14 protein-coding genes and 1 tRNA gene are annotated in these 14,277 nt (G+C 67.1%); 11 read left to right on the top strand and 4 right to left on the bottom strand.

The features are described from left to right. Positions 1-191: 191 nt before the first annotated feature. The 8 genes from WT53_RS29410 to hisC all read left to right on the top strand — a co-directional run bounded on the left by WT53_RS29410 (position 192) and on the right by hisC (position 7,357). Positions 192-2,015 carry a tetratricopeptide repeat protein gene (locus WT53_RS29410; RefSeq protein ID WP_034208420.1) on the top strand — a complete coding sequence of 608 codons (1,824 nt, stop codon included), beginning with the start codon at positions 192-194 and terminating at the stop codon, positions 2,013-2,015. Beyond that, positions 2,015-2,635 (top strand): lipoprotein insertase outer membrane protein LolB, encoded by a 621-nt coding sequence (gene lolB, locus WT53_RS29405; RefSeq protein WP_034208421.1) that lies wholly within the window; start codon positions 2,015-2,017, stop codon positions 2,633-2,635. Before WT53_RS29410 ends, lolB begins: the two co-directional genes overlap by 1 nt. 28 nt (positions 2,636-2,663) lie before the next feature. Then, on the top strand, positions 2,664-3,545 hold the full coding sequence (gene ispE, locus WT53_RS29400; RefSeq protein ID WP_034208422.1) for a 4-(cytidine 5'-diphospho)-2-C-methyl-D-erythritol kinase: 882 nt from the start codon (positions 2,664-2,666) through the stop codon (positions 3,543-3,545). 55 nt (positions 3,546-3,600) lie between these two features. Further along, positions 3,601-3,677: transfer RNA gene (locus tag WT53_RS29395), tRNA-Gln, on the top strand. A 44-nt stretch (positions 3,678-3,721) separates the two neighbouring features. Then, the gene (locus WT53_RS29390; protein WP_034208423.1) at positions 3,722-4,684 is read left to right on the top strand and encodes a ribose-phosphate pyrophosphokinase; all 963 of its coding nucleotides are present in this window, start codon (positions 3,722-3,724) and stop codon (positions 4,682-4,684) included. A gap of 158 nt (positions 4,685-4,842) precedes the next feature. Next, on the top strand, positions 4,843-5,451 hold the full coding sequence (locus WT53_RS29385) for a 50S ribosomal protein L25/general stress protein Ctc (protein WP_034208424.1): 609 nt from the start codon (positions 4,843-4,845) through the stop codon (positions 5,449-5,451). A gap of 120 nt (positions 5,452-5,571) precedes the next feature. Continuing rightward, positions 5,572-6,171, top strand: a complete 600-nt coding sequence (pth, locus tag WT53_RS29380) for an aminoacyl-tRNA hydrolase (RefSeq protein WP_027785469.1) — start codon at positions 5,572-5,574, stop codon at positions 6,169-6,171. A gap of 118 nt (positions 6,172-6,289) precedes the next feature. Continuing rightward, entirely contained in the window at positions 6,290-7,357 is a 1,068-nt protein-coding gene (hisC, locus tag WT53_RS29375) for a histidinol-phosphate transaminase (RefSeq protein WP_034208425.1), read from the top strand. An 82-nt stretch (positions 7,358-7,439) separates the two neighbouring features. Here the strand turns inward: hisC and WT53_RS29370 are convergent, their stop codons facing one another. The 3 genes from WT53_RS29370 to rsmD form a co-directional block, all read right to left on the bottom strand. Then, on the bottom strand, positions 7,440-7,706 hold the full coding sequence (locus tag WT53_RS29370) for a YfhL family 4Fe-4S dicluster ferredoxin (protein WP_027785471.1): 267 nt from the start codon (positions 7,704-7,706) through the stop codon (positions 7,440-7,442). Positions 7,707-7,765: 59 nt separating this feature from the next. Next, on the bottom strand, positions 7,766-8,263 hold the full coding sequence (coaD, locus tag WT53_RS29365; protein WP_027785472.1) for a pantetheine-phosphate adenylyltransferase: 498 nt from the start codon (positions 8,261-8,263) through the stop codon (positions 7,766-7,768). 111 nt (positions 8,264-8,374) lie between these two features. Further along, positions 8,375-8,989, bottom strand: coding sequence for a 16S rRNA (guanine(966)-N(2))-methyltransferase RsmD (rsmD, locus tag WT53_RS29360; protein ID WP_034208426.1), 615 nt, complete (start codon positions 8,987-8,989; stop codon positions 8,375-8,377). Between the two features lie 215 nt (positions 8,990-9,204). On the opposite strand from rsmD, the gene ftsY reads away from it, so the two are divergent. Beyond that, positions 9,205-10,359 (top strand): signal recognition particle-docking protein FtsY, encoded by a 1,155-nt coding sequence (gene ftsY, locus WT53_RS29355; RefSeq protein ID WP_034208427.1) that lies wholly within the window; start codon positions 9,205-9,207, stop codon positions 10,357-10,359. Between the two features lie 93 nt (positions 10,360-10,452). On the opposite strand, the gene maiA is transcribed toward ftsY, so the two are convergent. Continuing rightward, a complete protein-coding gene (gene maiA / locus WT53_RS29350; RefSeq protein WP_034208764.1) occupies positions 10,453-11,097 on the bottom strand; it encodes a maleylacetoacetate isomerase in 645 nt (214 codons plus the stop codon). Positions 11,098-11,276: 179 nt separating this feature from the next. Between maiA and ybiB the strand changes: the two genes are divergently transcribed. Continuing rightward, positions 11,277-12,251: a DNA-binding protein YbiB gene (gene ybiB / locus WT53_RS29345; protein ID WP_034208428.1), complete on the top strand. Its 975-nt coding sequence runs from the start codon at positions 11,277-11,279 to the stop codon at positions 12,249-12,251. A 376-nt stretch (positions 12,252-12,627) separates the two neighbouring features. Further along, entirely contained in the window at positions 12,628-14,274 is a 1,647-nt protein-coding gene (leuA, locus tag WT53_RS29340; protein ID WP_034208429.1) for a 2-isopropylmalate synthase, read from the top strand. Positions 14,275-14,277 lie beyond the last annotated feature (3 nt).

Below are 14,277 nucleotides of genomic sequence, written 5' to 3'. Positions count from 1 at the left end.
ACGAGAACGGCCGCGCTCGCGGCGCCCCCGAACGAGACACGGGAATGCCCGAAATCGCCCGCCCGGCAGCACGCGAGACGGGCGATTTCGGGCATTCGCATGGGGATTCCACAGGTAAGCGGACCCTATCACGATCGTGCGTGTATTGTAGCGAGCGCGTTACAATCGGTTGAAACATCGAACGGATTTCCATGACCCTGCCCTCGAAGCTGCTTCAGAAGCGCCCCGCCGCCGTGCGCGGCGCGCGCGCCTTCCCGGTCCGCCGTGCACTCGGTGCCGCGCTGCTTGCCGCCTGGACCCTCACCGCCTTTCCGGCCCACGCGCAGGATCCGGCCTCGGACGACGCGGAGCCGCAGGGCGCGTTCGAGCATGTGATGCCGGACGAGCAGAAGAATCTCCCCGGCGTGCCGCTGACGAGCCAGATCGTCTACCAGGTGCTCGCCGCCGAGGTCGCGCTCCAGCGCAACCAGCCGGCACCGGCCTACCAGACCTACCTCGCGCTTGCCCGCGACACGCGCGATCCGCGCATGGCGCAGCGCGCGACCGAAATCGCGCTCGGCGCACAGAGCCCGGCCGACGCGCTGTCCGCCGCGAATCTGTGGCGCCAGTACGCACCGGATTCGAACCGCGCGTCGCAGGTCGACGCCGCGCTGCTGGTGCTCGCCGGCAAGCCGGCCGACGCGCAGCCGATGCTCGCGCGCGAGCTGGCCCGCGCGACCGGCGACACGCGCGGCCCGGCGATCCTCGCGCTGCAGGCGCTGCTCGTGCGCGGCCCCGACCGCGTCGGCGGCCTCGCGGTGCTGAAGGACATGTTGAAGAACGACATGAATCGCCCCGAGGCGCAGTTGGCGATCGCGCGGCAGCAGCTCGCGGTCGACGACAAGGACGGCGCCGCGCAATCGCTGAAGCAGGCGCTGCAGATTCGCCCCGATTACCTGCCGGCGGCGCTGATGCTGTCGCAAATGGGGCCGGCGGAACGCGCGGCGGGCATCGCGTCGTTCGAGAAGTATGTTCAGCAGAATCCGAAGTCGCGCGACGCACGGCTCGCGCTGTCGCAGCTCTATCTCGCAGACGATCGCCTCGACGACGCACAGAAGCAGTTCGAGACGATGCGCAAGCTCGACTCGAAGGATCCGACGCCGCTGATGGCGCTCGCGCTGATCAAGATCCAGCAGAAGAAGCTCGACGAGGCGACCGGCTACCTGAAGCAGTACGTGCAGTTCGGCGACAAGCAGCCGAATCTCGACGTCGGTCAGGGCTACATCTACCTCGCGCAGATCGCGATCGACCAGAACAACGACGCGCAGGCGTCGCAATGGCTCGACAAGGTCGACCAGACGAGCCAGCACTACCTGCCCGCGCAGATCACGCGCGCGCAACTGCTGCAGAAACAGGGCAAGACCGACGAGGCGCGCAAGGTGCTCGACAACCTGCCGATCACGGATCCGCGCGACGCGGCCGTGGTGGCGCGCACCGATGCGTCGATCCTGTTCACGGCGAAGCGCTATCCGGAAGCGGAGGCGCGGCTCGGGCAGGCCGTCCAGGACTTCCCGGACGATCCCGACCTGCGCTACGACTACGCGATGGCGGCCGAAAAGACGGGCCACTATGCGACGATGGAAAAGCAGTTGCGCGAGCTGATCCGCACGCAGCCCGACAACCCGCAGGCCTACAACGCGCTCGGCTATTCGCTCGCCGACCGCAACCAGCGCCTGCCCGAGGCCAGCAAGCTGATCGACAAGGCGATGGCGCTCGCGCCGAACGACGCCTACATCATGGACAGCCTCGGCTGGGTGAAGTACCGGATGGGCGACACGGCCGGCGCGACGAAGGTGCTGCAACGTGCATACGAACTGCAGCCGAACGCCGAAATCGGCGCGCATCTCGGCGAAGTGCTGTGGAAGAGCGGCGCGCAGGAAGACGCGCGAAATGCGTGGCGTGCCGCGCAGAAGCTCGAGCCCGACAACGAAACGCTCGTGCAGACGCTGAAGCGCCTGCAGATCAACGGCCTCTGATGCGGATGTTCGCGATGTTTTCCCTGTCTTCCCGCGCGCAGCGCACGCTGGCCGCAGCCGGCGCAGCGCTCGCGCTCGCCGGCTGCGCGAGCACGCCGCCGTCGGCCGGCACGCCGGCGGGCGCCGCACTGCAGACGGCGGCGACGCATGCGTACCACGGCCGCTTCGCGGTGCGGTACGACGATCGTCTCGGCAACCCGCAGAACGTGTACGGCAACTTCGACTGGCAGGAACACGGCGACGACGTGTCGCTCGAACTGCGCAGCCCGCTCGGTCAGACGCTTGCGGTCGTGAAAACGACGCCGCGCGCGGCGTCGCTCGAATTGCCGAACCGTCCGACCCAATATGCGTCGGACGTCGGCGACCTGATGCAGAAAACGCTCGGCTTCGAGTTGCCGCTCGCGGGCCTGCGCTACTGGCTACTGCCGAGCGCCGCGCCCGCGACGCCCGCGGAAACCGTGCGCGACCCGGCCGACGGCACGCGCCTCAAGCAGCTCCGCCAGGACGGCTGGACGATCGACTACCTCGCCTACGCGGATGCCCCGGCCACGGGCGTCAAACGCGTCAACCTCGTGCGCGCGACGCCGCCGCTCGACATCAAGCTCGTGCTCGATCAGTGAGCACGCGCGCCTAGCCCCCGATACCCGCATGACCGATTCGACCCGCTCGCTGCGCAACTGCCTGGCGCCCGCGAAACTCAACCTGTTCCTGCACATCACCGGCCGTCGCCCGAACGGCTATCACGATCTGCAGAGCGTATTCCAGCTGCTGAACTGGGGCGACACGCTGCACTTCACGCGGCGCGACGACGGCCGCGTCGCACGCGTCACCGACGTGCCCGGCGTGCCCGAGGAAAGCGATCTCGTCGTGCGCGCGGCCAACCTGCTGAAAGCGCATACGGGCACCGCGCACGGCGTCGACATCGAGATCGACAAGGTCCTGCCGATGGGCGCCGGTCTCGGCGGCGGCAGCTCCGACGCGGCGACGACGCTGCTCGCGTTGAACCGCCTGTGGCAACTCGATTTGCCGCGCGCCGAACTCCAGTCGCTCGCGGTCAAACTCGGCGCCGACGTGCCGTTTTTCATTTTTGGAAAAAATGCGTTCGCAGAGGGTATCGGAGAAGAATTAGCTGAGGTAGAATTGCCGACTCGCTGGTTCCTGGTTGTGACGCCACGCGTTCATGTCCCGACCGCTGAAATATTTTCAGATGAGTTGTTGACAAGAGATACGAAGCCCGTCACAATTGCTGACTTTCTTGCACAGCAAACCAGCGATGCGGGATGGCCAGATAGCTTCGGTCGGAACGATATGCAGGAAGTTGTAACAAGGAAGTACGCGGAAGTTGCGCAGGTGGTCAAATGGTTGTATGATGTGACCCCCGCGAGGATGACCGGCTCCGGAGCAAGCGTGTTTGCAGCGTTTCACAGCAAGCACGAGGCAGAAGCGGCGAAAGCCAAACTGCCCGCCAGTTGGAATGGCGCAGTTGCCGAGAGCCTGAACGAGCATCCGCTCTTCGCTTTCGCGTCATGAAGTTTTACTTTGCCGAACGGCCTACACGAGTTCGGTGAAGTTATCAGTTAAGTGTAGGGGAGTCGCCAAGTTGGTCAAGGCACCGGATTTTGATTCCGGCATGCGAGGGTTCGAGTCCTTCCTCCCCTGCCAAAAATTTTCCCGCATTTCCCGCCCAAGCCTGAAGCAGGTGCACGATGAGCAGCCACAGCCATGATGGCCTGATGGTCTTTACTGGCAACGCGAATCCCGCGCTCGCCCAGGAAGTCGTCAATATCCTTGGTATCCCCCTCGGCAAAGCGATGGTCAGCCGTTTCTCCGACGGCGAGATCCAGGTCGAGATCCAGGAAAACGTGCGCGGCAAGGACGTCTTCGTCCTGCAATCCACGTGCGCACCGACGAACGACAACCTGATGGAACTGATGATCATGGTCGATGCGCTCAAGCGCGCGTCCGCCGGCCGGATCACTGCAGCCATCCCCTACTTCGGCTATGCGCGTCAGGATCGCCGCCCGCGTTCGGCGCGCGTCGCGATCTCGGCGAAGGTCATCGCGAACATGCTGGAAATCGCCGGCGTCGAGCGGATCATCACGATGGATCTGCACGCCGACCAGATTCAAGGCTTCTTCGACATTCCGGTCGACAACATCTACGCCACGCCGATCCTGCTGGGCGACCTGCGCAAGCAGAACTACTCGGATCTGCTCGTCGTGTCGCCGGACGTCGGCGGCGTGGTGCGCGCCCGGGCACTCGCGAAGCAGCTCAACTGCGATCTCGCGATCATCGACAAGCGTCGCCCGAAGGCGAACGTCGCCGAAGTGATGAACATCATCGGTGAAGTCGAAGGCCGCACCTGCGTGATCATGGACGACATGGTCGATACGGCCGGCACGCTCTGCAAGGCCGCGCAAGTGCTGAAGGACCGCGGTGCGAAACAGGTGTTCGCGTACGCGACGCACCCGGTGCTGTCGGGCGGCGCCGCAGAACGCATCGCCGCATCTGAACTCGACGAGCTGGTCGTGACCGACACGATTCCGCTGTCGGCCGAATCGCTGGCGTGCTCGAAGATCCGCTCGCTGACGAGCGCGAGCCTGCTGGCCGAGACGTTCTCGCGGATTCGCCGCGGCGATTCGGTGATGTCGCTGTTCGCGGAATCCTGATCGCGAATCGACGGAATATAGTATGCGCGGAAAGCGAAGCGGCAACGCTTCGCTTTTTGCACAATCGGACGGGATAGACGAAACCCCGGCCGTTTCATCGGGGGCCGCTTGATGGCCCCGTTTCACTGCCTGGTCGCGGGCAGCCATTGGAGAATCACATGAAAGTCGTCGCTTTCGAGCGCCAACAGCAAGGTACGGGTGCGAGCCGCCGCCTGCGCAACGCCGGTAAGACCACGGGTATCGTCTACGGTGGCGAAGCCGCTCCGCAAAAGATCGAACTCGATCACAACGCCCTGTGGCACGCCCTGAAGAAGGAAGCCTTCCACTCGTCGATCCTCGACCTCGAAGTGGCCGGCCAGTCGCAACAGGTTCTGCTGCGCGACGTGCAATACCACCCGTTCAAGCAACTGGTGCTGCACGTGGACTTCCAGCGCGTCGACGCGAAGAAGAAGCTGCACACGAAGGTGCCGCTGCACTTCCTGAACGCTGAAGTCAGCCCGGCCGTGAAGCTGTCGAGCGCAGTCGTTTCGCACGTCGCGACGGAAATCGAAGTCGAGTGCCTGCCGGCTGCCCTGCCGGAATTCCTCGAAGTCGACCTGTCGAAGATCGAAGCCGGTCAATCGCTGCACGCGAAGGACATCGCGCTGCCGAAGGGCGTCGCGCTGGTCGCGCACGTCGACGCGGAAAACCCGGTCGTCGCCTCGGCAACGATCCCGGCTGGCGCCGTGTCGGACGCAGCAGACGAAGGCGAAACGCCGGCTGCCTAAGCGGTCGCTCACGCGCCCCATCGATCCGTTTCACGAAACGATCGACGCAACCCGCCGCGGCCTGCCCGGCGGGTTTTTCTTTTTCTGCGCCCAGGCGGCAGCCGCCGCCTTCGAAACGTCATGATCAAACTGATCGTCGGCCTCGGCAATCCCGGGGCGGAATACACCGCGACGCGCCACAACGCCGGCTTCTGGCTGATCGACCAGCTCGCCCGCGAAGCCGGCACGACGCTGCGCGACGAGCGCCGCTTCCACGGCTTCTATGCGAAAGCGCGCCTGCACGGCGAGGAAGTCCACCTGCTCGAGCCGCAAACCTACATGAACCGCTCCGGCCAATCGGTCGTCGCGCTCGCGCAATTCTTCAAGATCCTGCCCGACCAGATCCTCGTCGCGCACGACGAGCTCGACCTGCCGCCCGGCACCGTGAAGCTGAAGCTCGGCGGCGGCAGCGGCGGCCACAACGGCCTGAAGGACATCTCCGCGCACCTGTCGTCGCAGCAGTACTGGCGGCTGCGAATCGGCATCGGCCATCCGCGCGACCTGATTCCGGAAAGTGCGCGCGCCGGCGCGAAGCCCGACGTCGCGAATTTCGTGCTGAAACCGCCGCGCCGCGAGGAACAGGACGTGATCGACGCATCGATCGAACGCGCGCTCGCCGTGATGCCGATGATCGTCAAGGGCGAACTCGATCGCGCGACGATGCAACTGCATCGCAACTGACCGCCCGTCGCACCGGCCTGGTGCATCGGCCGTTCGGCGCAACCGGGGCGGCCCCGCCCGCCCCACCGCGACGCGCACATGCGGTACTCTCGACGTTTTGCCCGACAGGAGCCAAGCGGTGAGCCGTTACTGGAGCGACGTCGTTCAGCAACTCGTGCCTTACGTGCCGGGCGAACAGCCCGCGCTTGCACACCCCGTCAAGCTGAACACCAACGAGAATCCCTATCCGCCGTCGCCGCGCGTCGTCGCGGCGATCGCACGCGAACTCGGCGACACCGGCGACACGCTGCGCCGCTATCCGGACCCGGTCGCGCGCGCGCTACGCGAGACGGTCGCGGCCCATCACCGCATCGCGCCCGAGCAGGTGTTCGTCGGCAACGGCTCCGACGAGGTGCTCGCGCACGCGTTCCAGGCGCTGCTCAAGCACGACCGGCCGCTCCGCTTTCCCGACATCACGTACAGCTTCTATCCGACCTACGCGCGCCTGTACGGCGTCGAGACCACGATCGTGCCGCTCGCGGACGATTTCTCGATCCGCGTCGACGACTATCTCGACGACGCCGGCGGCGTACTGTTTCCGAACCCGAATGCGCCGACCGGGCGCGCGTTGCCGCTCGCGGACGTCGAGCGGATCGCGGCCGCGAATCGGTCGTCGGTCGTCGTGATCGACGAAGCGTACGTCGATTTCGGCGCGCAGTCGGCCATCACGCTGATCGACCGTCATCCGAACCTGCTCGTCGTGCATACGACGTCGAAGGCGCGCTCGCTCGCGGGCATGCGCGTCGGCTTCGCGTTCGGCGATGCGGCGCTGATCGACGCACTGAACCGCGTGAAGGACAGCTTCAACTCGTATCCGCTCGACCGGCTCGCGCAGGTGGCCGCGCAGGCCGCCTACGAGGACGCCGATTACTTCCACGCCACCTGCCGGCGCGTGATCGACAGCCGGGCGCGGCTCACGCATGCGCTCGACGCACTCGGCTTCGAGATCGTGCCGTCGGCCGCGAATTTCGTGTTCGCGCGCCATCCCGCGCACGATGCGGGCACGATCGCGGCGAAGCTGAAGGAACGGGAGATTTTCGTGCGGCACTTCCGGCTGCCGCGGATCGACCAGCACCTGCGCATCACCGTCGGCACCGATGCCGAATGCGATGCGCTCGTCGCGGTGCTGCGCGAGCTGCTGGGCTGACACGAAGGAACCGGCGCCGGGCGGCGCCGATCCGAAAGCACGACGCGCGCGAGCCAAGCCAGGCGCGCGCGTCAGCGCAGGATCACGATGCGTCGTCGCCTTTCGCGGCGATCAACGCGTGATACTTCTCCATCAATTGCGCGTGCGATTCGTCATGCTGCGGATCGCGCGGAATGCATTCGACCGGACACACCTGCTGACACTGCGGTTCGTCGAAATGGCCGACGCACTCGGTGCACTTGTTCGGGTCGATCACGTAGATGTCCGGGCCCATCGAAATCGCGCCGTTCGGGCACTCGGGCTCGCACACGTCGCAATTGATGCACTCGTCGGTAATCATCAAAGACATACTGATCTCACTTCTTCAGGCCGCCGGCCGGCTTCGCGACGAAACCGGCCGGCGCCGCGTCACGCGGCCGGGCCTCCGATCGCGGCGACTTTCTCGGTCAACCACTTCTCGACGGACGGGAACACGAACTTGCTGACATCGCCGCCCAATTGCGCGATTTCGCGCACGATCGTTCCCGAGATGAACTGGTACTGGTCGGACGGCGTCATGAACATCGTCTCGACGTCGGGCAGCAGATAGCGGTTCATGCCCGCCATCTGGAACTCGTATTCGAAATCGGACACGGCGCGCAGCCCGCGCACGATCACGCGCGCATTGTTGACGCGGACGAAATCCTTCAGGAGGCCGGTGAAACTCATCACCTTCACGTTCGGATAATGACCGAGCACTTCGTTCGCAATCGTCAGACGTTCTTCGAGCGAGAAAAACGGCTTTTTCGCGCGGCTGTCGGCGACACCCACCACCAGCGTATCAAAAATGCTCGACGCACGCCGCACGAGGTCTTCGTGCCCGCGCGTCAGCGGATCGAACGTACCGGGATACACGGCGACTACCATGTCGCTCCTCCTGTCATCACGCAAACGGGATGGCAGCCGTGCGATGCGCACGCCGCTGCCGAGATGGGCATGCGTCGCCTTTGCCGCGCGCCGCCTCGTATGGAACGCGCATTATTCATCATTTTCGCGCCGCAGCAAATGATAGTGAACCGCACCGGCCTTGCCGTGCTTCGCCACCTGCCAGCCCGCGAGCGCGTCGTGCGCGGCCGGATCGAGTTCCGCCCCCGTTTCGACGTACAGCGCGCCGCCGGCCGCGACGAGCGGCGCCGACAACGCGATCGCGCGCTCGAGCGCGGCCAGGTCGTCGAACGGCGGATCGAGGAACACGACGTCGAACGCGCCCGGCGTGAGCCCGGCCGCGAGCCGCAGCGCGTCGGCCTCGGCGATCTCGACCGAACGGGCGCCGAGCTTGTCCTTGATCGCACGAAGCTGCTGCGCGGCGCGCGGATGGCGCTCGACCATCACGACGCTCGCCGCGCCGCGCGACGCGGCCTCGAAGCCGAGCGCGCCGGTGCCCGCGAACAGGTCGAGGCAGCGCCAACCGTCGAGATCCTGGCCGAGCCAGTTGAACAGCGTCTCGCGGACGCGATCGGGGGTCGGGCGCAGGCCGTCGAGATCGAGCACCGCGAGCGGCGTGCGTTTCCAGTCGCCGCCGATGATGCGGATCGTGTGCGGCTTGCCGCGGCCAGGGGGGGCCGCCGGGCGGCCGGAAGAGGAACGGGACATACGGGATATCGACAACGGAGGGACCGGGCGCGCGCAGAGGGCGCCGCCAAACAGGCGCACGTTACCACAGCGGCGACGCGCACCGACGCGAGCGCCACGCCGCGCTGATAAAATGCACGGTTTCGGCCGCCGTGCGCCGCGCCCGCGCGAACGCAGAACGGCCCGTCCGGCGCCCCGCCCTCGGCGGCGGCCCGCCCTCTTCCCGACGTCAGACCATGTTCAGTTTCTTCAAACGATTCAAGAAAACGCAGGAGCCCGATCCGGCGGAATCGCCATCGGCCGATGCGCAGCAAGCGGACGAAACGTCCGACGCCGACGCGCGCGCGACGCCGCCCGCGGCCGACGTGCCGCAGGCGCCCGCGCAACCAGCCGCGCCGGCCGTCGTGATGACGGTCACGCCGACCAACGACGGCCGCGACGAAGTCGTCGAGACGGTCGAGATCGTCCCGCCGCCGCAGCAGGACGCGTCCGCGAAGAAGTCGTGGCTCGCGCGCCTGAAAACGGGTCTCGCGAAGACGGGCTCGAACATCACCGGCGTCTTCGTCAACACGAAGATCGACGAGGATCTGTACGAGGAGCTCGAAACCGCGCTGCTGATGTCCGACGCGGGCGTCGACGCGACCGAATACCTGCTCGGCGCGCTGCGCGAGAAGGTGCGCGCGGGCCGGCTGACCGATCCGCAACAGGTGAAGAATGCGCTGCGCGACCTGCTCGTCGAGTTGCTGACGCCGCTCGAGAAATCGCTGATGCTCGGCCGCGCGCAGCCGCTCGTGATGATGATCGCCGGCGTGAACGGCGCGGGCAAGACGACCAGCATCGGCAAGCTCGCGAAGCATCTGCAGAGCTTCGACCAGTCGGTGCTGCTGGCCGCCGGCGACACGTTCCGCGCGGCCGCGCGCGAACAGCTCGCGGTCTGGGGCGAGCGCAACAACGTGACGGTCGTGCAGCAGGAAAGCGGCGATCCGGCCGCGGTGATCTTCGACGCGGTCAGCGCCGCGCGCGCGCGCAAGATCGACGTGATGATGGCCGACACGGCCGGCCGCCTGCCGACGCAGCTCCATCTGATGGAAGAGCTGAAGAAGGTGAAGCGCGTGATCGCGAAGGCGCACGACGGCGCGCCGCATGAAGTGCTGCTGGTGATCGACGCGAACACCGGCCAGAACGCGCTCACGCAGGTGAAGGCATTCGACGACGCGCTCGGCCTCACCGGCCTGATCGTCACGAAGCTCGACGGCACCGCGAAGGGCGGGATTCTCGCCGCGATCGCGCGGCAACGCCCGGTGCCCGTCTACTTCATCGGCGTCGGCGAGAAGGTCGAGGACCTGCAGCCGTTCAGCGCGGCGGAATTCGCGGACGCGCTGCTCGGCTGAACGCCGCCGGCTCGCGTCGCACCTCGCACGGGGCGCCTTCGGGCGCCCTTTTTCATGCGCGCCCGATCGTTGCCCGCCACGGGCGCGCCGCGCTCATTCCGCGTCGGGTTGCACGCCCGGCTCGGCGGCCTTGAACGCATCGATCGTCGCCGCATGGTCGACGATGCGCTGGATCGTCGGGAAACGCGTCGTGTCGATCGAGAAGCGGTTCGCGTTGAACACCTGCGGCACGAGGCATATGTCGGCGAGCGTCGGCGTGTCGCCGAAGCACAGCGTGCCGGTGCGCGGATCGTTCGCGAGACGCGCCTCGAGCGTTTCGAAACCGGCCTCGATCCAGTGCCGGTACCACGCGGTCTTGGCGTCCTCGGGCACCTTCAGCGTGTGCTTCAGGTACTTGAGCACGCGCAGATTGTTGAGCGGATGGATTTCGCATGCGATCTGCAGCGCCACCGCGCGCACGTACGCGCGATCGACCGGCTGCTTCGGCAGCAGCGCGGGCTCGGGATGGGTTTCGTCGAGATATTCGATGATCGCGAGCGACTGCTGCAGCGTCGCGTCGCCGTCGATCAGCGTCGGCACGACCGCATCCGGATTCAGCGCGCGGTACGCGTCCTTCAGTTGCTCGCCGCCGTCGCGCAGCATGTGCACGGGTGCGTAGTCGAACGGCAACTGCTTGAGGTTCAGGGCAATCCGCACGCGGTACGACGCGGAACTGCGGAAATAGCTGTAGAGCTTCATGGGATGTCTCTCGTTGTCGTATTCGGCCGGCAACGGCGCGGGTGCGGCGCAGCCGGTGCGCGCGTCGCCGGGAACCAGAGTGTAGCGCGGCACGATGCGCGGCCGCGCCCGTGCGATACTCGGGGCATTCCTGATCGCTCACCGCGCGGCCCGATGCCGGCCGCCCGCCCCACGCCCCGATGACCGCTTCCCACGATCCCGCCGCCGCTCCGTTCCCCTGCGCCCGCTTCATCAAGGAAATCGGCCGGGGCCCGAACGGCGCGCGCGCCCTGTCCGCCGAGGACACGTTCGAGCTCTATCGCGCGATGCTCGATGCGCGCGTGTCGGACGTCGAACTCGGCGCGATCCTGATCGCCTATCGGCTGAAAGGCGAATCCGCCGACGAACTGGCCGCGATGCTCGCCGCCGCGCAGGCGTCGTTCGAGCCCGTGCACGTGCAGGACGCCGCGTTCCGGCCGGTGTCGATCCCGAGCTACAACGGCGCGCGCAAGCAGCCGAACCTCGTGCCGCTGCTTGCGCTGCTGCTCGCGCGCGAAGGCGTGCCGGTGCTGGTGCATGGGGTGGAGCGCGATCCGGGCCGCGTGACGAGCGCCGAGATTTTCTCGGCACTGTCGCTCGCGCCGTCGACGTCGCACGATGCGATCGAGGACACGCTCGCCGAACGCCGTGTCGCGTTCGCCCCGATCGACGTGCTGGCGCCGCGCATCGCGCACCTGCTGTCGATGCGCCGCGTGCTCGGCGTGCGCAATTCGACGCATACGCTCGTGAAGATCCTGCAGCCGTTCGCGCCGGCCGGACTGCGGCTCGTCAACTACACGCATCCGCCGTACCGCGACAGCCTCGCGCAGTTGTTCCGCGACCATCCGGACGCCGCGCGGGGCGGCGCGCTGCTCGCGCGCGGCACCGAAGGCGAAGCGGTGGCCGATACGCGACGCCAGGTACAGGTCGACTGGCTGCACGACGGCGTGTGCGACACGCTGATCGACGCCGAGCGTTCGTCGACCGATGCGCCGCCCGTCGCACTGCCCGAGTCGCGCGATGCGGCGACCACGGCCGCGTGGACGGACGCCGTGCTGCGCGGCGAGGTGCCGGTGCCCGACACGGTGGCGCGACAGGTCGCGACGATCGTCCGGATCGCCCGCGTCGCGCACTGAGGGCGCCGCGGCGACCCGCCCCTTTATCCCGACATTTGACACGCGAGCGCATCCTGGCATAGAGTGGCCGTCATGCGTTCCTTTCCGAACACCCTCCGAATTACCTCCGGCCGCCTAGCGCGGCCGCTATCGCTACGACTAGCCTAAGGCTGTCGTAGCGCCGTGTGCCGTCCGCACGGTCCTCCCAGCAGTTCCTCGCAGTACCCCTCTCGTAATTTTTACAACCCGAAGTCGTCAGCATTCGTCCGTCCATCCGTCGGCCGATTCGCGAAGATCATCCGCATCCGCGGCGCCATCGCGCGCCGGATGCGAGGCAGCGCCCACCGGCGCCCTGCCGCCCGTCTTCGCTCGCGACTTGAGACCCGAGGTCCAGAAGATGATGCGCAATCCGCAAGACAAGTACCGTCCGTTCGAGCCCGTCCGCCTCAATGGCCGCCGCTGGCCCGCCCGCACCATCGAGCGTGCGCCCGTATGGATGAGCACCGATCTGCGCGACGGCAACCAGTCGCTGATCGAGCCGATGAGCATCGAGCAGAAGCTCGAGTTCTTCGAAATGCTGGTCGCCATCGGGTTCAAGGAGATCGAAGTCGGTTTTCCGTCGGCGTCGCAAACCGACTTCGATTTCGTCCGCAAGCTGATCGACGAGAAGCGGATTCCCGACGACGTGACCATCGAAGTGCTCGTGCAGTCGCGCGAAGACCTGATCGCGCGCACGTTCGACGCGCTCGAAGGCGTGCCGCGCGCGATCGTGCACCTGTACAACGCGGTCTGCCCGTCGTTCCGCCGCATCGTGTTCGGGATGTCGAAGGACGCCGTGAAGGCGCTGGCGATCGACGGCACGCGCATCATCAAGGAACACGCGGCCGCGCGCCCCGATACGCAGTGGACGTTCCAGTACTCGCCGGAAACCTTCAGCATGACCGAGCTGACGTTCGCGCGCGAGATCTGCGACGCGGTCGCGCAGACGTGGCGTCCGACCCGCGACCACAAGATGATCGTCAACCTGCCGGCCACCGTCGAGGCCGCGACCCCGAACGTGTTCGCCGACCAGATCGAATGGATGGACCGCAACCTCGCGTATCGCGACAGCATCGTGCTGTCCGTGCATCCGCACAACGATCGCGGCACCGCGGTCGCGGCGGCCGAACTCGCGCTGCTCGCGGGTGCCGACCGGATCGAAGGCTGCCTGTTCGGCAACGGCGAGCGCACCGGCAACGTCGATCTCGTCACGCTCGCGTTGAACCTCTACACGCAAGGTATCGACCCGGGCCTCGATTTCTCCGACATCGACGCCGTGCGCCGCGTCGTCGAGCGCTGCAACCAGATCCCCGTGCATCCGCGCCATCCGTACGCGGGCGACCTCGTGTTCACCGCGTTCTCGGGCTCGCACCAGGACGCGATCCGCAAGGGCTTCGCGCAGCAGCGCCCCGACGCGATGTGGGAGGTGCCGTACCTGCCGATCGACCCGGCCGATCTCGGCCGCAGCTACGACGCGGTGATCCGCGTGAACAGCCAGTCCGGCAAGGGCGGCGCGACGTTCCTGCTCGAACGCGGGATGGGCTTCACGCCGACGCGCCGCGTCCAGATCGAGTTCAGCCATGCGGTGCAGACGCTCGCCGACGCATCGGGCGAGGAAGTGACGGGCGACGCGATCTGCACGCTGTTCGCGCGCGAATTCTTCGAGACCGACGGCCCGGCCGCGCGCCACGGCAGCGGCGCGCGCTGGCAGAACCGCGAGATCGCGGCGGCGCCTGCCGCCGACGCGACGCCCGACGACGCCGTGCGACATTTCGCCGCGGCATTTGCGGCGGCCGCCGGCGTCGCGATCGACGTCGCGTCGTGCGAACACACGCGCGCCGCGGACGGCCGAATCGCGGTGTCGGTCGGCTGCCGGGTCGGCGACGCGCCGCTGCGGCACGGTGTCGGCATGCACGCCGATGCGGCGAGCGCGGCGCTCGATGCGGTCGTCAGCGCGATCAACCGCTCGGCATGGCATTGCGCGGACCGCCGCGCGGCGGCCTGAGCA

It is taken from the genome of Burkholderia sp. MSMB2157WGS, from assembly GCF_001532755.1.
GTDB lineage: Bacteria > Pseudomonadota > Gammaproteobacteria > Burkholderiales > Burkholderiaceae > Burkholderia.
This window is presented reverse-complemented; position numbering and strand designations above follow the sequence as displayed.